Genomic DNA, 13,666 nt, shown 5'->3' on the forward strand with positions numbered 1-13,666 from the left:
CACCCGCATGCCCGCCCGCCTCACGCCAGCCTCAATCGCCTCGGCTATCCTCGGCTGTCATGCCCGGTACCGCTTCCGCCCCTGCTTCCGCCCCTGCGCAAGGCTTGGCAGCGACTTCTCCTCCCGGTTTTTCCGATCTCACGCGCCAGCGCCCGTTCATGCGCATGTGGGTCGCGCGACTTTTCGGTACGGCGGCGTCGCAGATGCTGCTGGTCGCCATCGGCTGGCACATGTACGACCTCACCGCCAGCGCCTGGGACTTGGGCCTGGTCGGGCTCTATCAATTCGTGCCGGCGCTGGTACTGGCGCTCTACGCGGGCCACGTGGTCGACCGGCATCACCGCGGGCGCATCGTGGCGGCATGCTTCGCCGTGCAGGGGCTGGTGGCGCTGGCGCTGTTGACGGCGCATCAGTCGCATCACGATTCACGTGGGTTGCTGTTGGGCCTGTCGCTGGTGCTCGGCGCCGTGCGTGCGTTCCAGATGCCGGCACAGCAGGCGCTCACGCCGCTTTTGGTGCCACCGACGATGCTGTCGCGTGCGATGGCCTTCAGCTCGGCCGGCATGCAGGGCGCGATCATCGGCGGGCCTGCGCTTGGCGGTCTGCTGTTCATCCTCGGCGTCGGCGCTGTCTATGGCGCCAGCGTGCTTTGCTTCGTCGTCGGCTGCTTGCTGGTCGTGCGGCTGCGCTATGCCTACACGCCGGCGCCGCGCGAACCGACCACGGTTGCCACGGTCCTGGCGGGCGTCGACTTCATCTGGAAGCGCAAGAGCGTGCTCGGTGCCGTGTCGCTCGACCTGTTCGCGGTGCTGCTGGGCGGTGCCGTGGCACTGCTGCCCATCTACGCGCGCGACATCCTGCACACCGGCCCGTGGGGCCTCGGGCTACTGCGCGGCGCGCCGGCGGTGGGTGCGCTGGTGATGTCGATCATGCTCACGCGCCGGCCGATCGAGCGGCATGTCGGGCGCACGTTGCTGCTGGTGGTCGGGCTCTTCGGCATCTGCATGATCGTGTTCGGCATCTCGAAGAGCTTCGTCGTGTCGCTGATCGCGCTGGCCGTTTCGGGCGGCGCCGACATGGTCAATGTCGTGATCCGCCAGACGCTGGTCCAACTCGATACGCCAGATGCCATGCGCGGCCGCGTGAGTGCGGTCAATTCGATCTTCATCGGCGCCAGCAATCAGCTCGGCGAGTTCGAGTCGGGGGCAACTGCTGCCCTGCTCGGGCCGGTCGGTTCGGTGGTGGCGGGCGGCGTCGGTACGGTGCTCGTGGCGCTGACGTGGTTCCGGTTGTTCCCGTCGCTGGCGCAGCGCGACCGCATCGCGTCGACAAACGCCTCGCCGGTCGTGCCGGAAGAAGTCGAGCCGAAGAACTGAACAGGGCAGCGATTCAGCGAGGCGAAACGGCCAGCACCGCAAACGGCACGTCGAGGCTGACGTCGCTCAGCGGCTCCGCCACGCAAGGCAAGATCCAGCCCTCGGCTTTTTCTTCGACACTGACGCCAGGCCATTCGATCCGGTAGCGCACCCGGCCCGCCAGCAGTTTGCAGATGCAGGTCCGGCAGGTGCCGTTGCGGCATGAACTCGGCAACTCGATGCCGGCCGCATCGGCCGACTGAAGCAGCGTCGACTCGCCATCGGCGTCGAAGCCGAACCCGTCAGGCTCGATGCGCACCTTCATCTAGCAAGCCTCAGCCGGGCGGCCGGGAGCGCTCCTGCTCGAGCTTTTGCTCGCGCTTCTGGTCGCGCAACATGAAGAGATAGAGGCTTTCGACCTTGTCGCGCGCCCACGGTGTCTTGCGCAGAAACTTGAGACTCGACCCGACGCTCGGGTCGACGGTGAAGCAACGCACTGGAACCTGCTGCCCCAAGCTTTCCCAGCCGTAGTAGTCGGCCAGTGCGGTCACGATGGCCTCGAGCGTCAACCCGTGCAGCGGGTTGTGCGGCTGCGCTGACTTCTTGACGGGCACCGCCGCTTCCGCAGGCAGCGACTCCGGCGGTGCCGCCTCGTCGGTCACTTGTTCTTGAGCTTGCCGCGCGGAATCACCGCGGTGGTGACGGTTGCGCGCACGGGTTCGCCGCCCACTGCCGGTGGCTTGGGAGGCGAGGTGTCCTTCTTCGGTTTCTTGGTTTCCTTGCTGCTGCGCTGCTGACTTTTAGCCATCTGACTCTCCTGGTAATGCGGATGCGACTGAGGAGTTTAGCGGCGCGGCGACAATAGCGGGTCTACCAGTCACTGCCCCGATCCATGTCCGATTACGAAGTTCGTCCCGCCGTCATGGCCGATGCCAAAGCCATCGCCGAAGTCCATGCCCTGTCCGCCAAGGCCGCCTACGAAGGCATCCTGCCGGAAGACCAGTTGCGCGCCCTGGCGCCCACCACACGCGAAGCCAAGTGGCGTGAAGCCATCGAGTTCAGCGAGCCGCAAGTGCAGGTCGCGGTGAGCACGACCGACGATGGCGAAGAAATCGTCGGCTTCGTCGGCTACGACCGCTCACGCGACGCCAAGACGCCTTCGACCACCGGTGAGATCTGGTCGATCTACGTCAAGCCCGGCCATTGGGACGAAGGCGTTGGCGTCATGCTGTGGGATGCGGCCCGCGACGGCCTGGAAGAAGAGGGCTGCACGGTCGTCACGATATGGGTGCCGGTCCGCAACGAACGTGCAATGCGCTTCCACGAACTCGCCGGCTTCAAGCGCGAGATGAAAACGCTCAAGACCACCGCGCTCGGCGCGGTAAAGATCGAAGAAATTCGGTTGAAGCGCCCGGTCGTCTGATGGCCGCCACCGCCGCTGCTGCAGACCACCAGCGCCGGGCCGACGTCGTTCGCTGGATTCGTCGAACGCATGGCTGGTTCGGCCTGTGGGGTGCCGTGCTGGGCCTGTTGATGGGGTTCAGCGGCATCTTCCTGAATCACCGCAACGTGCTGAAGCTGCCGCAGGCGCAGGAGCGCTCACGTGCGCAATTGGCGCTTCCCGATCCGGTGCCCGACACGCCCGAGGCAATGAGCGCCTGGCTCGTGACCGCGCTGCGCACCGACGGGCCGCCCAGCTCCAGCCGCATCGAGGACGCTCGCCCGGTGCCGTGGGCCGACAAGAGCGACAAGTCGGCACCCGCGCTGACTCAGCCCGCGCACTGGGTCTTCAATTTTGGCGGCCCGAACGAGACCACTCAGGCCGACTATTGGCAGGGCAATCGGTCGATCGGCATCAACACCACGCGCAATGGCATCGTCGCGACGTTGACCAGCATGCACAAGGGCAGCGGCATGCCGATCGCATGGATTCTGCTGATCGACACGCTGGCTGGCAGCCTGATCTTCTTGTCGCTCTCGGGCGTCACGCTGTGGGTTCTGACCACGCGCCGACGGGCTCTCGGACTGACCATCTTCGGCGCGTCGTTGGCAGCGGTGGCCGGCATTGCATTGAGCAGCTTTTAAGGCGCGCCATGGCCACCAGTCTTTTCCTGCTGATCGACGACATCGCATCGGTGCTCGACGACGTTTCGCTACTGACCAAAGTCGCCGCCAAAAAAACGGCTGGCGTGCTGGGCGATGACCTCGCGCTCAATGCGCAGCAGGTGTCCGGCGTGAAGGCCGATCGCGAATTGCCGGTGGTGTGGGCCGTGTGCAAGGGCTCGTTAATCAACAAGGCGATCCTGGTGCCGGCGGCATTGGCGATCGGCACCTGGTTGCCATGGCTGGTCACGCCGCTGCTGATGGTGGGCGGGGCTTTCCTGTGCTTCGAGGGCTGCGAAAAGCTCGCCCACAAGTTCCTGCACAAGGACGAACACGCTGCCGACACATCGCGCCACGAGAAGGCCGTCGCGGACACGTCCGTCGATGTCGTGGCGGTGGAGAAAGACAAGATCAAGGGCGCCGTTCGCACCGACTTCATCCTGTCTGCAGAAATCATCGCGATCACTCTCGGCACGGTGCAGGGTCAGCCTTTCGTCACGCAGTTGACGGTGCTCGTGGGCATCGCGCTGATCATGACCATCGGCGTGTACGGCCTGGTCGCCGGCATCGTCAAGCTCGACGATGCGGGGCTTTACCTGACGCAGCGCCCGGGTTCCGGTGCGCAGGCCCTGGGACGCGGCATTCTGGTCGCAGCGCCGTGGCTCATGAAGGCCTTGTCCGTCGCAGGTACCGTCGCGATGTTTTTGGTCGGCGGCGGCATTTTGGTGCACGGCGTACCGGCGTTCGGCCATGCGGTCGAGGCCTGGGCTGCCACTGCGGGCGTGCTGGGCACGATCGGCTCGATGCTGGTGAACGCCGGCATCGGCCTCGTTGCTGGCGCCATCGTGCTGGCGGGCGTCGAACTCTTCAAGCGGGTTCGACGCAAGGGCTGAAAGCCCGGGCTATTTTCTTTCGACCTCGCGCGCGGACACGCCAAACCAAACCAGCAAACCACCGATCAGCATTGCGCCGGCCAGCATGTACATGCCGTTGTCGGTGCTCTTCGTCATGTCCTTGATCCAGCCGATCATGTAAGGGCTGACAAAGCCCGCCAGGTTGCCGAAGGAGTTGATGAGCGCGATGCCCGCTGCTGCCGCCGTGCCGCCGAGCAGGGCGGTGGGCAAGCTCCAGAACAGCGGCAGCGTCGCCAGGATGCCGGCCGTGGCCAGCGTCAGCGATGCCATGGCAAGCACGGTGTTCGACGCCAACTGCACGCTCAGGATGAAGCCGATGCAGCCCAGGAACGCCGGCACGATGATGTGCCAGCGGCGCTCGCCGGTGCGGTCAGACCGACGTCCGACCAGCACCATGCAGACAGCCCCGGCAATCCATGGGATGGCCGTCAGCAAACCGATGTCGAGCGCACTCTTCACGCCCATCGCCTTGATGATGCTGGGCAGCCAGAAGCTGACGCCGTAGAGGCCCATCACGAACGAAAAGTAGATCAGCGCCATGAGCCAGATCTTCGGATTCTTCAACCCTTCGGCGGCCGACGTGGCGACCTTGCCGATGTTGTCGGCTGCGACGTTACGCGCCAGCATGGCCTTTTCACCAGCGTCGAGCCATTTGCTCTTCTCGATCGAGTCGTCGAGATAGAAGATGACCCAGATGCCGATCAGCACCGACGGGATGCCTTCGAGCAAGAAGAGCCACTGCCAGGCCGCAAGGCCGCTCACGCCGCCCATGGTCTGCAGGATCCAGCCAGAGAGCGGGCTGCCGATGACGCCCGCGACGGCCACTGCCGTCATGAACATCGAGATGATCTGGCCGCGCCGCGCTGCCGGGTACCAGTAGGTGAGATAAAGAATGATGCCGGGGAAGAAGCCTGCTTCCGATACGCCCAGCAAAAAGCGCGCGATGTAGAACTGCGTGGGCGTCTGCACGAACATCATCGCGGACGAAATGACGCCCCACGAAATCATGATGCGTGCGATCCACATGCGGGCACCGACGCGATGCAGGATGAGATTGCTCGGTATCTCGAAGATGAAATAGCCGATGAAGAATATGCCGGCGCCGAGGCCGTAGACCGTCTCGCTGAACTGCAGGTCGGCCAACATGCCGAGCTTGGCAAAGCCGACATTCACCCGGTCGAGATACGCCGCCACGTAGCAAAGAAAAAGAAACGGGACGAGGCGGACCGTGACCTTGTGGTACGTGGATTCTTCGCTCGCTGAAGCGAGCCCCGCCGGCTGCGCCGGTTGCGCCGGTTGCTTCGATATTGGGAGGGTTTTTTCCATCGGATGTCTCCTGTTGGACTGATTTTTGGAGAACGGGAGCTTACTTGCGATGTCGGCTGCGCGATATCAGGTCAACCACGATGAGTGTCGCGCCCAGCACAACCGCGAACCAGCCGACCACCGAAGCGCCGGCCACGGTATTCATGAGATTCGACGGCGGCAAAAAGCGCGGCGCCAGCAGCACCGCAGCCCCGATCAGCACGCACAAAATGCCGCGCTCGACCATCCGCGGCGCGCGCTCCGCGGCCTTGTTTCGTGCCATCAGTTGGTCTTGCTCCTCATCGCGGCCGGATGGCCCTGCAGTGCGAACGACCTGCCCGTCGGTACCAGCGTGTCGCCGTCCATGCGCAAGATGCTGATGTCCTGATCGATGAAGTTGCCGACGTAGAGGTACTTGCCGTCTGCGCTCCACACGGCCGCCTCGGGCAGGCCGCGGACTTCGACCTCGTTGCCGCGCGTCACCTTCTTGCCGTCGATCTTGAGCAGCACGACCGAACCGTTGCGGTTGTAGAAATATGCGCTCTTCGATGCATTGCTGCCGCGCAGGATCACCGCCACCGCGTGCCGGCCGGTCGGGCTGATGGCAAGCCCCTCGGGGCCATCGCCGACCACCACCTTGTCGATCACGCGCGGTGGTTGGGCTTCCATGTCGATCACGCTCACCGTGTCTATCTGGCCGTCGGACGCGCCGGAGTTGCCGTTGTCCGCAGTGAGTGCGATCTTGCCGTCAGGCGTCACGTCGACGTTGTACGGCCACAGACCGGCCGCGAGGTCGACCTTGTTGTAGCTGACCTTTTCACCCGCGACATCGAGCAGCGCGATCTTGTGGCTTGGAAACTTGGCCGCCAGCGCGCGCCGGCCATCGGGCGTGAAGCGCACGTGCGCGACCGAATCGCCCATCGCGACGGTGTCGATCAGCGTCACCTGCTTGCCCGCGATGCGCAGCACGCTCACCGAGTTGTCGGCGCGGTTGGCGACCAGTGCGAGCGTGCCGGCGCGATTGATCGTCAGCCCCGAAGGCTGCTTGCCGATGGCGAGCGTGTCGATGAGCTTGGGCGGGTTCGTCGTCAGGTCGATGACGAAGAGGCGATTGTCGGGCACCTGCTTCTTGACGCCGTTCTCTTCCACCACGTTGACGGAGTTGGCGATGAGCGCCAGCGTCTCGGTCGGGTTGATCGCCAGGTTGGTGGGCGGGCCGACCACGGTGTTGTCGAGCTGCAGCGAGACCAGTGACATGGGTGCCAGCGGGTCGGTGCCGATGTCGAGCACCTGCACGGTGTCGCGGCCCGGTGCGCCGAGGATCGCGGCGCCGGCATCGTTCCACGACTGCTTTTCGTCGTTGGCGACGAGCATGAGTTGTCGCTGCGGCGTGGTGGTGGACATGCCGGTACAGCCAGCCAGCGTCGCGAGTGCGGCCATGGTTGCGAGCGCAGCGGCCGCGCGAACCCGGGTGAGAGATGTCATGGTTTGTCTCCAATGTTTTTCGTTGATCCGGCGTCGAGCGCCGGTTGCGCATGGTAGCGAGTGCTCGTAGCAAAATCCGTCGTCATGCGAATCAAATCATCGACCGTCCGCCTTGTGTTCCCGCGGCTGCTGTCCGCCTCGGCGCTCTGGCTCGCCGCTTCGGTTGCGCCGCTCGCCTGGGCCCAGCCGTTGCCTCCGTCGAGTTCTGCAGCGTCCGCCGAATTTCCACGCGCAGCCATGGGCTTTTTGAATGAAGAGCTGCCCAAGATGGAAGGCGCCGTGTCCGAGCGCGACCGCGACTATTTCGAAGACGCGATGGGTCGCATGCTCGACTTCTCGCAGCAGTGGGGCTTCAAGTCGACGGACAACCCGGCGCTCACTCGCTATGCGACATGTACCGAAGCGGTGTCTGACTTCCTGGTGGTCGGGCTGTGCCGGCTCATTCCGAACGGCGACGTGTGCGAACCGCGGCTTGCGCCGCGCTTCGATAGCAATCTGAAGCGCTGCCGGGAACTCGCGTCCGGTGGCTGAACGCTACAGAAAGCTCAGAGGAAGCCGATCGAAATCCAGGGCACCGCGGCGATGACGATCAGCGCCACCAGCAGCGCCGCAAGGTGCGGCCACACGCGGTTGAACGCCTCGTCGGGTGCCACGCGACCGATGGCGCAGGCAGCGTAGAAACCGACGCCGAAAGGCGGCGCGAACAGCCCGAGGCCCATCGCGAACACCACCACCATCGCGTAGTGCACTTCGTTCACGCCGAGCGCACGCGCCGCCGGAAACAGCAGCGGCCCGAACAGCACGATGGCAGGAATGCCTTCGAGAACGCTGCCCAGAATGACAAAGGCTACGACCGACGCCGCCATGAAGCCGGCTTTGCCGCCCGGCATGCTCTGCATCGCATCCACCAGCTGGTGCGAGAAGCCCGATTGCGTCAGCGCCCAGGCCATCGCGGTTGCGCAGCCGATGATGAGCAGGATCGCGCCGGACAGCGAAGCCGTTTCGACCAGCATCGGATAGACGCGCCGCCAGTCGAACTGGCGGTAGATCAACAGGCCGGCGAGCAGCGTGTAGACCACGCCGACGGTCGACACCTCGGTGGCCGTGGCGACGCCTTCGACCACTACCGTACGGATCACGAAAGGCAATGCGAGGGCCGGGAGTGCGATCAGCAGCGCACGGCCGATCTGTCGCCTGCTGGCGCGCTGCACGCCGCGCATGTCCTCGCCGCGCGTCTGCCACGCGACCACCACGCAAAGGGCCAGCATGCCGACCAGCGCAGGCAACAGGCCGCCCGTGAACAGCGCAGCAATCGAAACGCCAGTCACCGACCCGATGGTGATGAGCACGAGACTCGGCGGTATGGTCTCCGACATGGCGCCCGAGGCCGAGAGCAGCGCGATGAGGTCGCCGTCCTTGCTGCCTCTCTTCTTCATTTCGGGGAAGAGGGCCGGTGCGACCGCCGCCATGTCGGCCGCCTTGGAGCCGGAGATGCCCGAAACCAGATACATCGCGCCGAGCAACACGTATTGCAGTCCGCCGCGAACATGCCCGAGCAGCGACGACAAAAATTCAATCATCGCGCGCGCCAGCCCGGTCATTTCGATCAGCGCGCCGAGAAAGACGAACAGTGGCACGGAGAGAAGAATGAGCGACGACATGCCCTCGTCGATGCGCCCGGCGACGATCGACATCGGCGTGTTGGTCGCCAGCGCCAGATAGCTCACCGTGCCCGCGCCAAAGGCGAACGCGATCGGCGTTCCCATGACCACGGCTGCGCCGACGCCGATCACGAAAAAGATCACGAGGTTCAGGTTGCCCAGTTGCCTGAACAGCGGCTTTGCGAGCCACAACACCAGCGCGACCACGAGCGTGGTGCCGACCACCAGCGCGACCTGCCGCCATGTGCATTTTTCGATCAGCTTGATGATCGCGATCAGCAGCATCAGCACAGCGCCGCAGGCAATAGCCGCGACGCGCATGCCGTCCGGGATTTCGAGCGCTGGCGTGACCACCGGCCACTGCTGTTCCATGTGCTCGAGCGCAGCCGGCAGGAACATGACGAGAAAGACGATGACCAGCATCAAGGCCAGCGACTCGACCCACGGTCGAACCGCGGGGGACATGCGTCCGACAAAAGTGCTGAGGCGCATGTGCTCGCCGCGCCGCAGTGCGATCACCGCACCCAGCATCGCCAGCCACAGGAACAGGATCGATGCCAGTTCGTCCGACCAGGTGAGCGGCTGGTTGAACACATAGCGCGATATCACGCCCGCCAGCAGGATGACCACTTCGAGCACGACCAGCGCCGCCGCCGGAATTTCCGTCAGGAGCGCGAGTCCCCGGTCCAGTCGAGGAAAGCGGCGCAGCGCGACCGGGGCCGCGCCTGCCTCGTCTTCAAGGTGCATGGAACGACTTCAGACGAGCTTGCCGGCGTATTTTTCGAGCTTGCCCCAGGCCTCGTCGCCGAACTTGCCCTTCCACTCTTTGTAGAAGCCGGCCTTGCTCAGCGTTGCGCGGAACGGTTCGACGTCGGGCGTGTTGAAGGTCATGCCCTTGGCCTTCAGCGTGACCTCGACGTTGTTGTTGAGCCGGCGCAGATCGTCGCGCTGTGCCACAACCTTCTCGGTGATGTGCTTGGTGATGATGGCCTGGATGTCGGCTGGCAGCGCGGCCCACTTCTTGGTATTGGACAAAATCCACTGGCCGTCCCACATGTGGTTGGTCATCGAGCAATACTTCTGCACTTCGTACAGCTTGGCGATCTCGATGATGGCCAGCGGGTTCTCCTGTCCTTCGACCACCTTGGTCTGCAGGGCGGAATAAACCTCGGCGAAGTTGATGCTGGTCGGCGATGCACCGAAAGCCTTGAACAGCGAGGTCCACAGCGGGCTCACAGGCACGCGGATCTTGAAGCCTTTCAAGTCTTCAGGCACGACGATAGGGCGCGTCGAGCTGGTGATGTCGCGGTAGCCGTTGTCCAGCGGCTTGTCGAAGACATACAGGTTGGCCTTGGTGATGGCTGCACGCACATGCGCGCCGAGGTCGCCGTCCATCGCGGCCCACACGGTGGCGTAGTCCTTGAAGGCGAAGGCCACGCCGTTGATGCCGGCCACCGGCACCAGAGTCTGCAGGATCAGGCCCGACAGCGGAAAGAAGTCGATGGCACCCGAGCGCACCTGCGAAAGCATGTCGGTGTCGCCGCCCAGTTGGTTGTTGGGAAACAACTGGATGTCGACCTTGCCGTTGGTGTCCTTGCGGATGAGGTCGAGCGCTTCTTTCACGCGCACGTTGGTCGGGTGCGTGACGGGGATGTTGCTGGCCCACTTCATCTGGAACTCGGCGGTCTGCGCGCTCGCGATTTGATGGGTGGCGGCGAGCGCAATTCCGCTGGCTGCGGCGGTCCCTTGTACAAACTTACGGCGGGAAATGGTCATGGCTTGTCTCCTGGTTTTGTTGATGGGTTTGTGAAAAACGATGGCACTTGAAGCGGACTCGACACTCAATACATCAGCAAGCCGCCGTCGGCCACCAGCGTGGAGCCGGTGACGATCGACGATTCGGGCGAGATCAAAAACGCGATGGCGTTGGCGATCTGCTCAGGGCTCGCGATGCGCTGCTGCACGCTCATCGATTCGAGGCGCTGGCGGTTGCCGGGGATGGCGAGCGGCGCCGCGATCATCGGTGTCTCTGTTGCCCCGGGAGCGACCGTGTTCACGCTGATGCCGCGTTCGCCCAGCGCGCGTGCTGCGTTCTTTGTCAGCGCCAGCACCGCCCCTTTGGAGGCTGCATACGCTGCCGTGCCCGACAGGCCGCCGCCGCGAATGCCCGCCACGCTGGCTACAGTGCAGATGCGACCGCCCGGCTTCATGCGCAACGCGGCTTCGCGCATGCAAAGCCAGGTGCCGATGACGTTGACGTCGTGGGCACGGCGAAAGATGTCGACGGTCAGATCCATGAACGGCGTCGTGTCGGCCATGCCCGCGCTGGTGACAAGGCCATGGATCGTGCCGAAAGCCGATTCGATTTCCTTGAAGGCGGAGACGACGGCGGCCTCGTCTGCAACGTCGGCGACGAAGGCACTCGCGATCGAGGAGACGTCGGTGCCGGATGGTGTTTTGCCGTTGATGCGATCAACGGTCGACTTCAATGTCGCGCCGTCAATGTCGATGCCCGCGACGCGCCAGCCGCGGCTGACCAACAAAGCCATCGTCGCAGCGCCGATGCCGCTGGCAGCCCCGGTGACAACCGCGACGGGTCGCGCTTCGACGGCAGATGCTGAGGCTTCAGTCATGCGACGTCTCTCGTTGTTTTGCGCGGTTGAAGTCCGGGTCTATCGTCTTGATAACGGCCGCGTCGTCTTCGTCTGACAAACCGGCCGCGATCGTCGCCTTGAAGATCTGCAATGCAGCAGCGCCCAGCGGCGTCTCGATGCTTGCGCCTGCCGCCATGTCGACCGCGAGGCCGACGTCTTTGGTCAGGATGTGCGCCTGTGCGCGCGGCGCATAGTCGTCGCGCAAGGCACGCGCCATGCGGTCTTCGAAAATCCACGAGGCCCCGCTCGATGCGCAGATGACGTCGAACAGCTGCTGGCGGTCGAGCCCCAGCCGATGACCCAGCGCCAATGCCTCGGCACCCGCGGTGAGGTTGATGCCGGCGAGCATGTTGTTGACCAGCTTGGTCTTCGCGCCATCGCCGATCGTTTCGCTAATGAAAAAGACCTTCGATGCGAGGTCGTTCAGTACGCCGTCGAGCCGCTTGACGATGCGCTGGTCGCCAGCCAGCATGAGGGTCATCGTGCCGTTGGCTGCGCGCACCGGGCCACCGGAGATCGGTGCGTCGAGCGTCGCGATGCCAACGGCGGCGAGGCGGTGTCCGAACTGTGCGCTGTCGATTGGAGATACGGTGGAACAGAGCATCACGACCGGTGCGTTCCCGTTGCCGTTGTCGCGATCGATGTGACTGTCGCCGCGGCTGCATTTCACGACACCGTCGACGCCGAAGAGCACCTCTTCGATCTGCTTCGCGTTGACGACGACCACGACCAGCAGGTCGGCCCAGTCGGCAAGTTCGCGTGGCGATTTGCAGGTGCCGATGCCGGCAGCGGCAGCAGCATCTATCGCCGTGTCGGCAACGTCACGCGCTTGCACTGCGTACCCTTTGCCATGCAGGTTGGTCGCCATCGCCAAGCCCATGGCACCGACACCGATGACACCGACTTTGAGTGGAGATTGCATGTGGCTGCCGAAGGTTCGAGGGGTCGGATATTACCCGCGTCGCCTTGCGGGTTTCCCCTCCCTTTCGGGGCCAAGCACTGCCTGTTTGTCGCCTTTGGTGGACGGGGGCCACAAGACGCCTCCGTCGATGTTTTGGCTGCGTGCGGGCACCGAATGGTTACCGCGGTGGAAACTCTTCGCCCGTCGTGCCGGCTGTCCAGCGCGGATAGCGGTGCATGGCCTGGATAAACAGCGCGGAACCGGTCCATTCGTTGAGCCATGCGCGAAGGCGTGGGCGAGGCTGCGAACCGAACCATATCGGATCGACCGCCGCGAACTGCCGCACGAACGGCATGAGCGCCGCATCCGCCAGGCTCGCGTTGTCGCCCCCCAGATTAGGTGCGCGAGTAAGGCGGTCTTCGAGGTGGTCAAGGAACGGCATGGTGCGATCGCGATGCGCCGCGCCATCGGCCAAGCCCTCCGCCGCGTCGTAGCGGGCCGGGTATTTGTAGCGATCGAGTTGCGCCTTGAAATCCCCGTCGCATTCGGCAATGAGCGCAAGTGCATCGTCGAGCGTGCCGTGAGACGGCCGCAGCCAACCGCCGGGGTCGTTGCGACTGAGCGTCCACAGCATGATGTCCAGGCTCTGGTCGATCACCGTGCCGTCGTCGAGTGTCAGCACCGGCACGGTGCCTTTGGGTGAGGCGGCGAGCATATCGGCCGGCTTGTCGCGCAGCAAAACCTCGCGCAACTCGCATCGTTCACCACATGCCAGCAGTGCGAGCCGTGCCCGCATCGCGTACGGGCAGCGGCGAAATGAATAGAGGACTGGGAGAGGTTGTGGCGAAAGGCGCGGACGGGTCATGTCCCGAAGTGTGATGCGATGGTGGCTGCAAAGGCTTGGGCGTCTTCTTCGTCGCACAGCTCGGCCGCCAGCAACTTGTGCGCCGGCGCCACTGCCGTGGCCGCAATGGCTTTCTTCGGGCACAGCCCGAGGCAGGTCGACTCCACGATGCGCAGGCGCACAGGCGACTGCACCAAGCCGCGCTTGAGCTCCTTGCGTGCCGACCTGGCTTTGAACTTCGATGGTCCGTTGCTGCGTTCTTCGCAATCGCGACAGACCAGCACGACGCCAGCGAACTTGACTTTGACGAGCAGCGAATCGTCGGGTGCGGCTGCGATGTGGGGATGGCTCACGGGTTGTCCTGTTGAGAGACGATCATCCTCGGGATCGGCCGTGCGCGTCGTCAGCGAACCTGCCGTCCGACGGCGCCTGAATGCGATATCG

The 13,666-nt window shown here is 64.4% G+C and carries 17 protein-coding genes; 5 read left to right on the forward strand and 12 right to left on the reverse strand.

Annotated elements, in window-relative coordinates; translation table 11 throughout:
- Nucleotides 1-59: 59 nt before the first annotated feature.
- The gene (locus tag QN413_RS22355; RefSeq protein ID WP_323498794.1) at nucleotides 60-1,376 is read left to right on the forward strand and encodes an MFS transporter; all 1,317 of its coding nucleotides are present in this window, start codon (nucleotides 60-62) and stop codon (nucleotides 1,374-1,376) included.
- Nucleotides 1,377-1,389: 13 nt separating this feature from the next.
- Here the strand turns inward: QN413_RS22355 and QN413_RS22360 are convergent, their stop codons facing one another.
- From QN413_RS22360 to QN413_RS22370, 3 genes are read right to left on the reverse strand one after another with little or no spacing between them, the layout of a single operon-like run.
- On the reverse strand, nucleotides 1,390-1,680 hold the full coding sequence (locus QN413_RS22360) for a 2Fe-2S iron-sulfur cluster-binding protein (RefSeq protein ID WP_323498796.1): 291 nt from the start codon (nucleotides 1,678-1,680) through the stop codon (nucleotides 1,390-1,392).
- Between the two features lie 10 nt (nucleotides 1,681-1,690).
- On the reverse strand, nucleotides 1,691-2,017 hold the full coding sequence (locus QN413_RS22365) for a VF530 family DNA-binding protein (RefSeq protein ID WP_416352224.1): 327 nt from the start codon (nucleotides 2,015-2,017) through the stop codon (nucleotides 1,691-1,693).
- Nucleotides 2,014-2,163 carry a hypothetical protein gene (locus tag QN413_RS22370; RefSeq protein ID WP_187051213.1) on the reverse strand — a complete coding sequence of 50 codons (150 nt, stop codon included), beginning with the start codon at nucleotides 2,161-2,163 and terminating at the stop codon, nucleotides 2,014-2,016. The genes QN413_RS22365 and QN413_RS22370 overlap by 4 nt, the downstream gene beginning before the upstream one ends.
- Nucleotides 2,164-2,247: 84 nt before the next feature.
- On the opposite strand from QN413_RS22370, the gene QN413_RS22375 reads away from it, so the two are divergent.
- From QN413_RS22375 to QN413_RS22385, 3 genes are read left to right on the forward strand one after another with little or no spacing between them, the layout of a single operon-like run.
- Nucleotides 2,248-2,778 (forward strand): GNAT family N-acetyltransferase, encoded by a 531-nt coding sequence (locus QN413_RS22375; RefSeq protein ID WP_323498797.1) that lies wholly within the window; start codon nucleotides 2,248-2,250, stop codon nucleotides 2,776-2,778.
- Entirely contained in the window at nucleotides 2,778-3,440 is a 663-nt protein-coding gene (locus QN413_RS22380) for a PepSY-associated TM helix domain-containing protein (protein WP_323498798.1), read from the forward strand. Before QN413_RS22375 ends, QN413_RS22380 begins: the two co-directional genes overlap by 1 nt.
- 8 nt (nucleotides 3,441-3,448) lie before the next feature.
- A complete protein-coding gene (locus QN413_RS22385; RefSeq protein WP_323498799.1) occupies nucleotides 3,449-4,351 on the forward strand; it encodes a DUF808 domain-containing protein in 903 nt (300 codons plus the stop codon).
- A gap of 9 nt (nucleotides 4,352-4,360) precedes the next feature.
- On the opposite strand, the gene QN413_RS22390 is transcribed toward QN413_RS22385, so the two are convergent.
- From QN413_RS22390 to QN413_RS22400, 3 genes are read right to left on the reverse strand one after another with little or no spacing between them, the layout of a single operon-like run.
- Nucleotides 4,361-5,698: an MFS transporter gene (locus QN413_RS22390; RefSeq protein ID WP_323498800.1), complete on the reverse strand. Its 1,338-nt coding sequence runs from the start codon at nucleotides 5,696-5,698 to the stop codon at nucleotides 4,361-4,363.
- 40 nt (nucleotides 5,699-5,738) lie between these two features.
- Entirely contained in the window at nucleotides 5,739-5,960 is a 222-nt protein-coding gene (locus QN413_RS22395; protein ID WP_323498801.1) for a hypothetical protein, read from the reverse strand.
- Entirely contained in the window at nucleotides 5,960-7,162 is a 1,203-nt protein-coding gene (locus QN413_RS22400; protein ID WP_323498802.1) for a YncE family protein, read from the reverse strand. Before QN413_RS22400 ends, QN413_RS22395 begins: the two co-directional genes overlap by 1 nt.
- Nucleotides 7,163-7,246: 84 nt before the next feature.
- On the opposite strand from QN413_RS22400, the gene QN413_RS22405 reads away from it, so the two are divergent.
- The gene (locus QN413_RS22405) at nucleotides 7,247-7,693 is read left to right on the forward strand and encodes a hypothetical protein (RefSeq protein WP_187051220.1); all 447 of its coding nucleotides are present in this window, start codon (nucleotides 7,247-7,249) and stop codon (nucleotides 7,691-7,693) included.
- Nucleotides 7,694-7,707: 14 nt separating this feature from the next.
- On the opposite strand, the gene QN413_RS22410 is transcribed toward QN413_RS22405, so the two are convergent.
- The 6 genes from QN413_RS22410 to QN413_RS22435 all read right to left on the reverse strand — a co-directional run bounded on the left by QN413_RS22410 (nucleotide 7,708) and on the right by QN413_RS22435 (nucleotide 13,575).
- Nucleotides 7,708-9,570 carry a TRAP transporter large permease subunit gene (locus QN413_RS22410; RefSeq protein ID WP_323498803.1) on the reverse strand — a complete coding sequence of 621 codons (1,863 nt, stop codon included), beginning with the start codon at nucleotides 9,568-9,570 and terminating at the stop codon, nucleotides 7,708-7,710.
- Between the two features lie 9 nt (nucleotides 9,571-9,579).
- A complete protein-coding gene (locus QN413_RS22415) occupies nucleotides 9,580-10,599 on the reverse strand; it encodes a TRAP transporter substrate-binding protein (RefSeq protein ID WP_323498804.1) in 1,020 nt (339 codons plus the stop codon).
- A 65-nt stretch (nucleotides 10,600-10,664) separates the two neighbouring features.
- Nucleotides 10,665-11,456, reverse strand: coding sequence for an SDR family oxidoreductase (locus QN413_RS22420; RefSeq protein WP_323498805.1), 792 nt, complete (start codon nucleotides 11,454-11,456; stop codon nucleotides 10,665-10,667).
- Entirely contained in the window at nucleotides 11,449-12,399 is a 951-nt protein-coding gene (locus QN413_RS22425; protein ID WP_323498806.1) for an NAD(P)-dependent oxidoreductase, read from the reverse strand. Before QN413_RS22425 ends, QN413_RS22420 begins: the two co-directional genes overlap by 8 nt.
- 157 nt (nucleotides 12,400-12,556) lie before the next feature.
- On the reverse strand, nucleotides 12,557-13,243 hold the full coding sequence (locus tag QN413_RS22430; protein ID WP_323498807.1) for a glutathione S-transferase: 687 nt from the start codon (nucleotides 13,241-13,243) through the stop codon (nucleotides 12,557-12,559).
- Nucleotides 13,240-13,575, reverse strand: coding sequence for a hypothetical protein (locus QN413_RS22435; RefSeq protein WP_323498808.1), 336 nt, complete (start codon nucleotides 13,573-13,575; stop codon nucleotides 13,240-13,242). The genes QN413_RS22430 and QN413_RS22435 overlap by 4 nt, the downstream gene beginning before the upstream one ends.
- Nucleotides 13,576-13,666: the final 91 nt, after the last annotated feature.

Origin of the sequence: Variovorax sp. LG9.2, assembly GCF_035018885.1 — a bacterium.
Lineage (GTDB): Bacteria > Pseudomonadota > Gammaproteobacteria > Burkholderiales > Burkholderiaceae_C > Variovorax.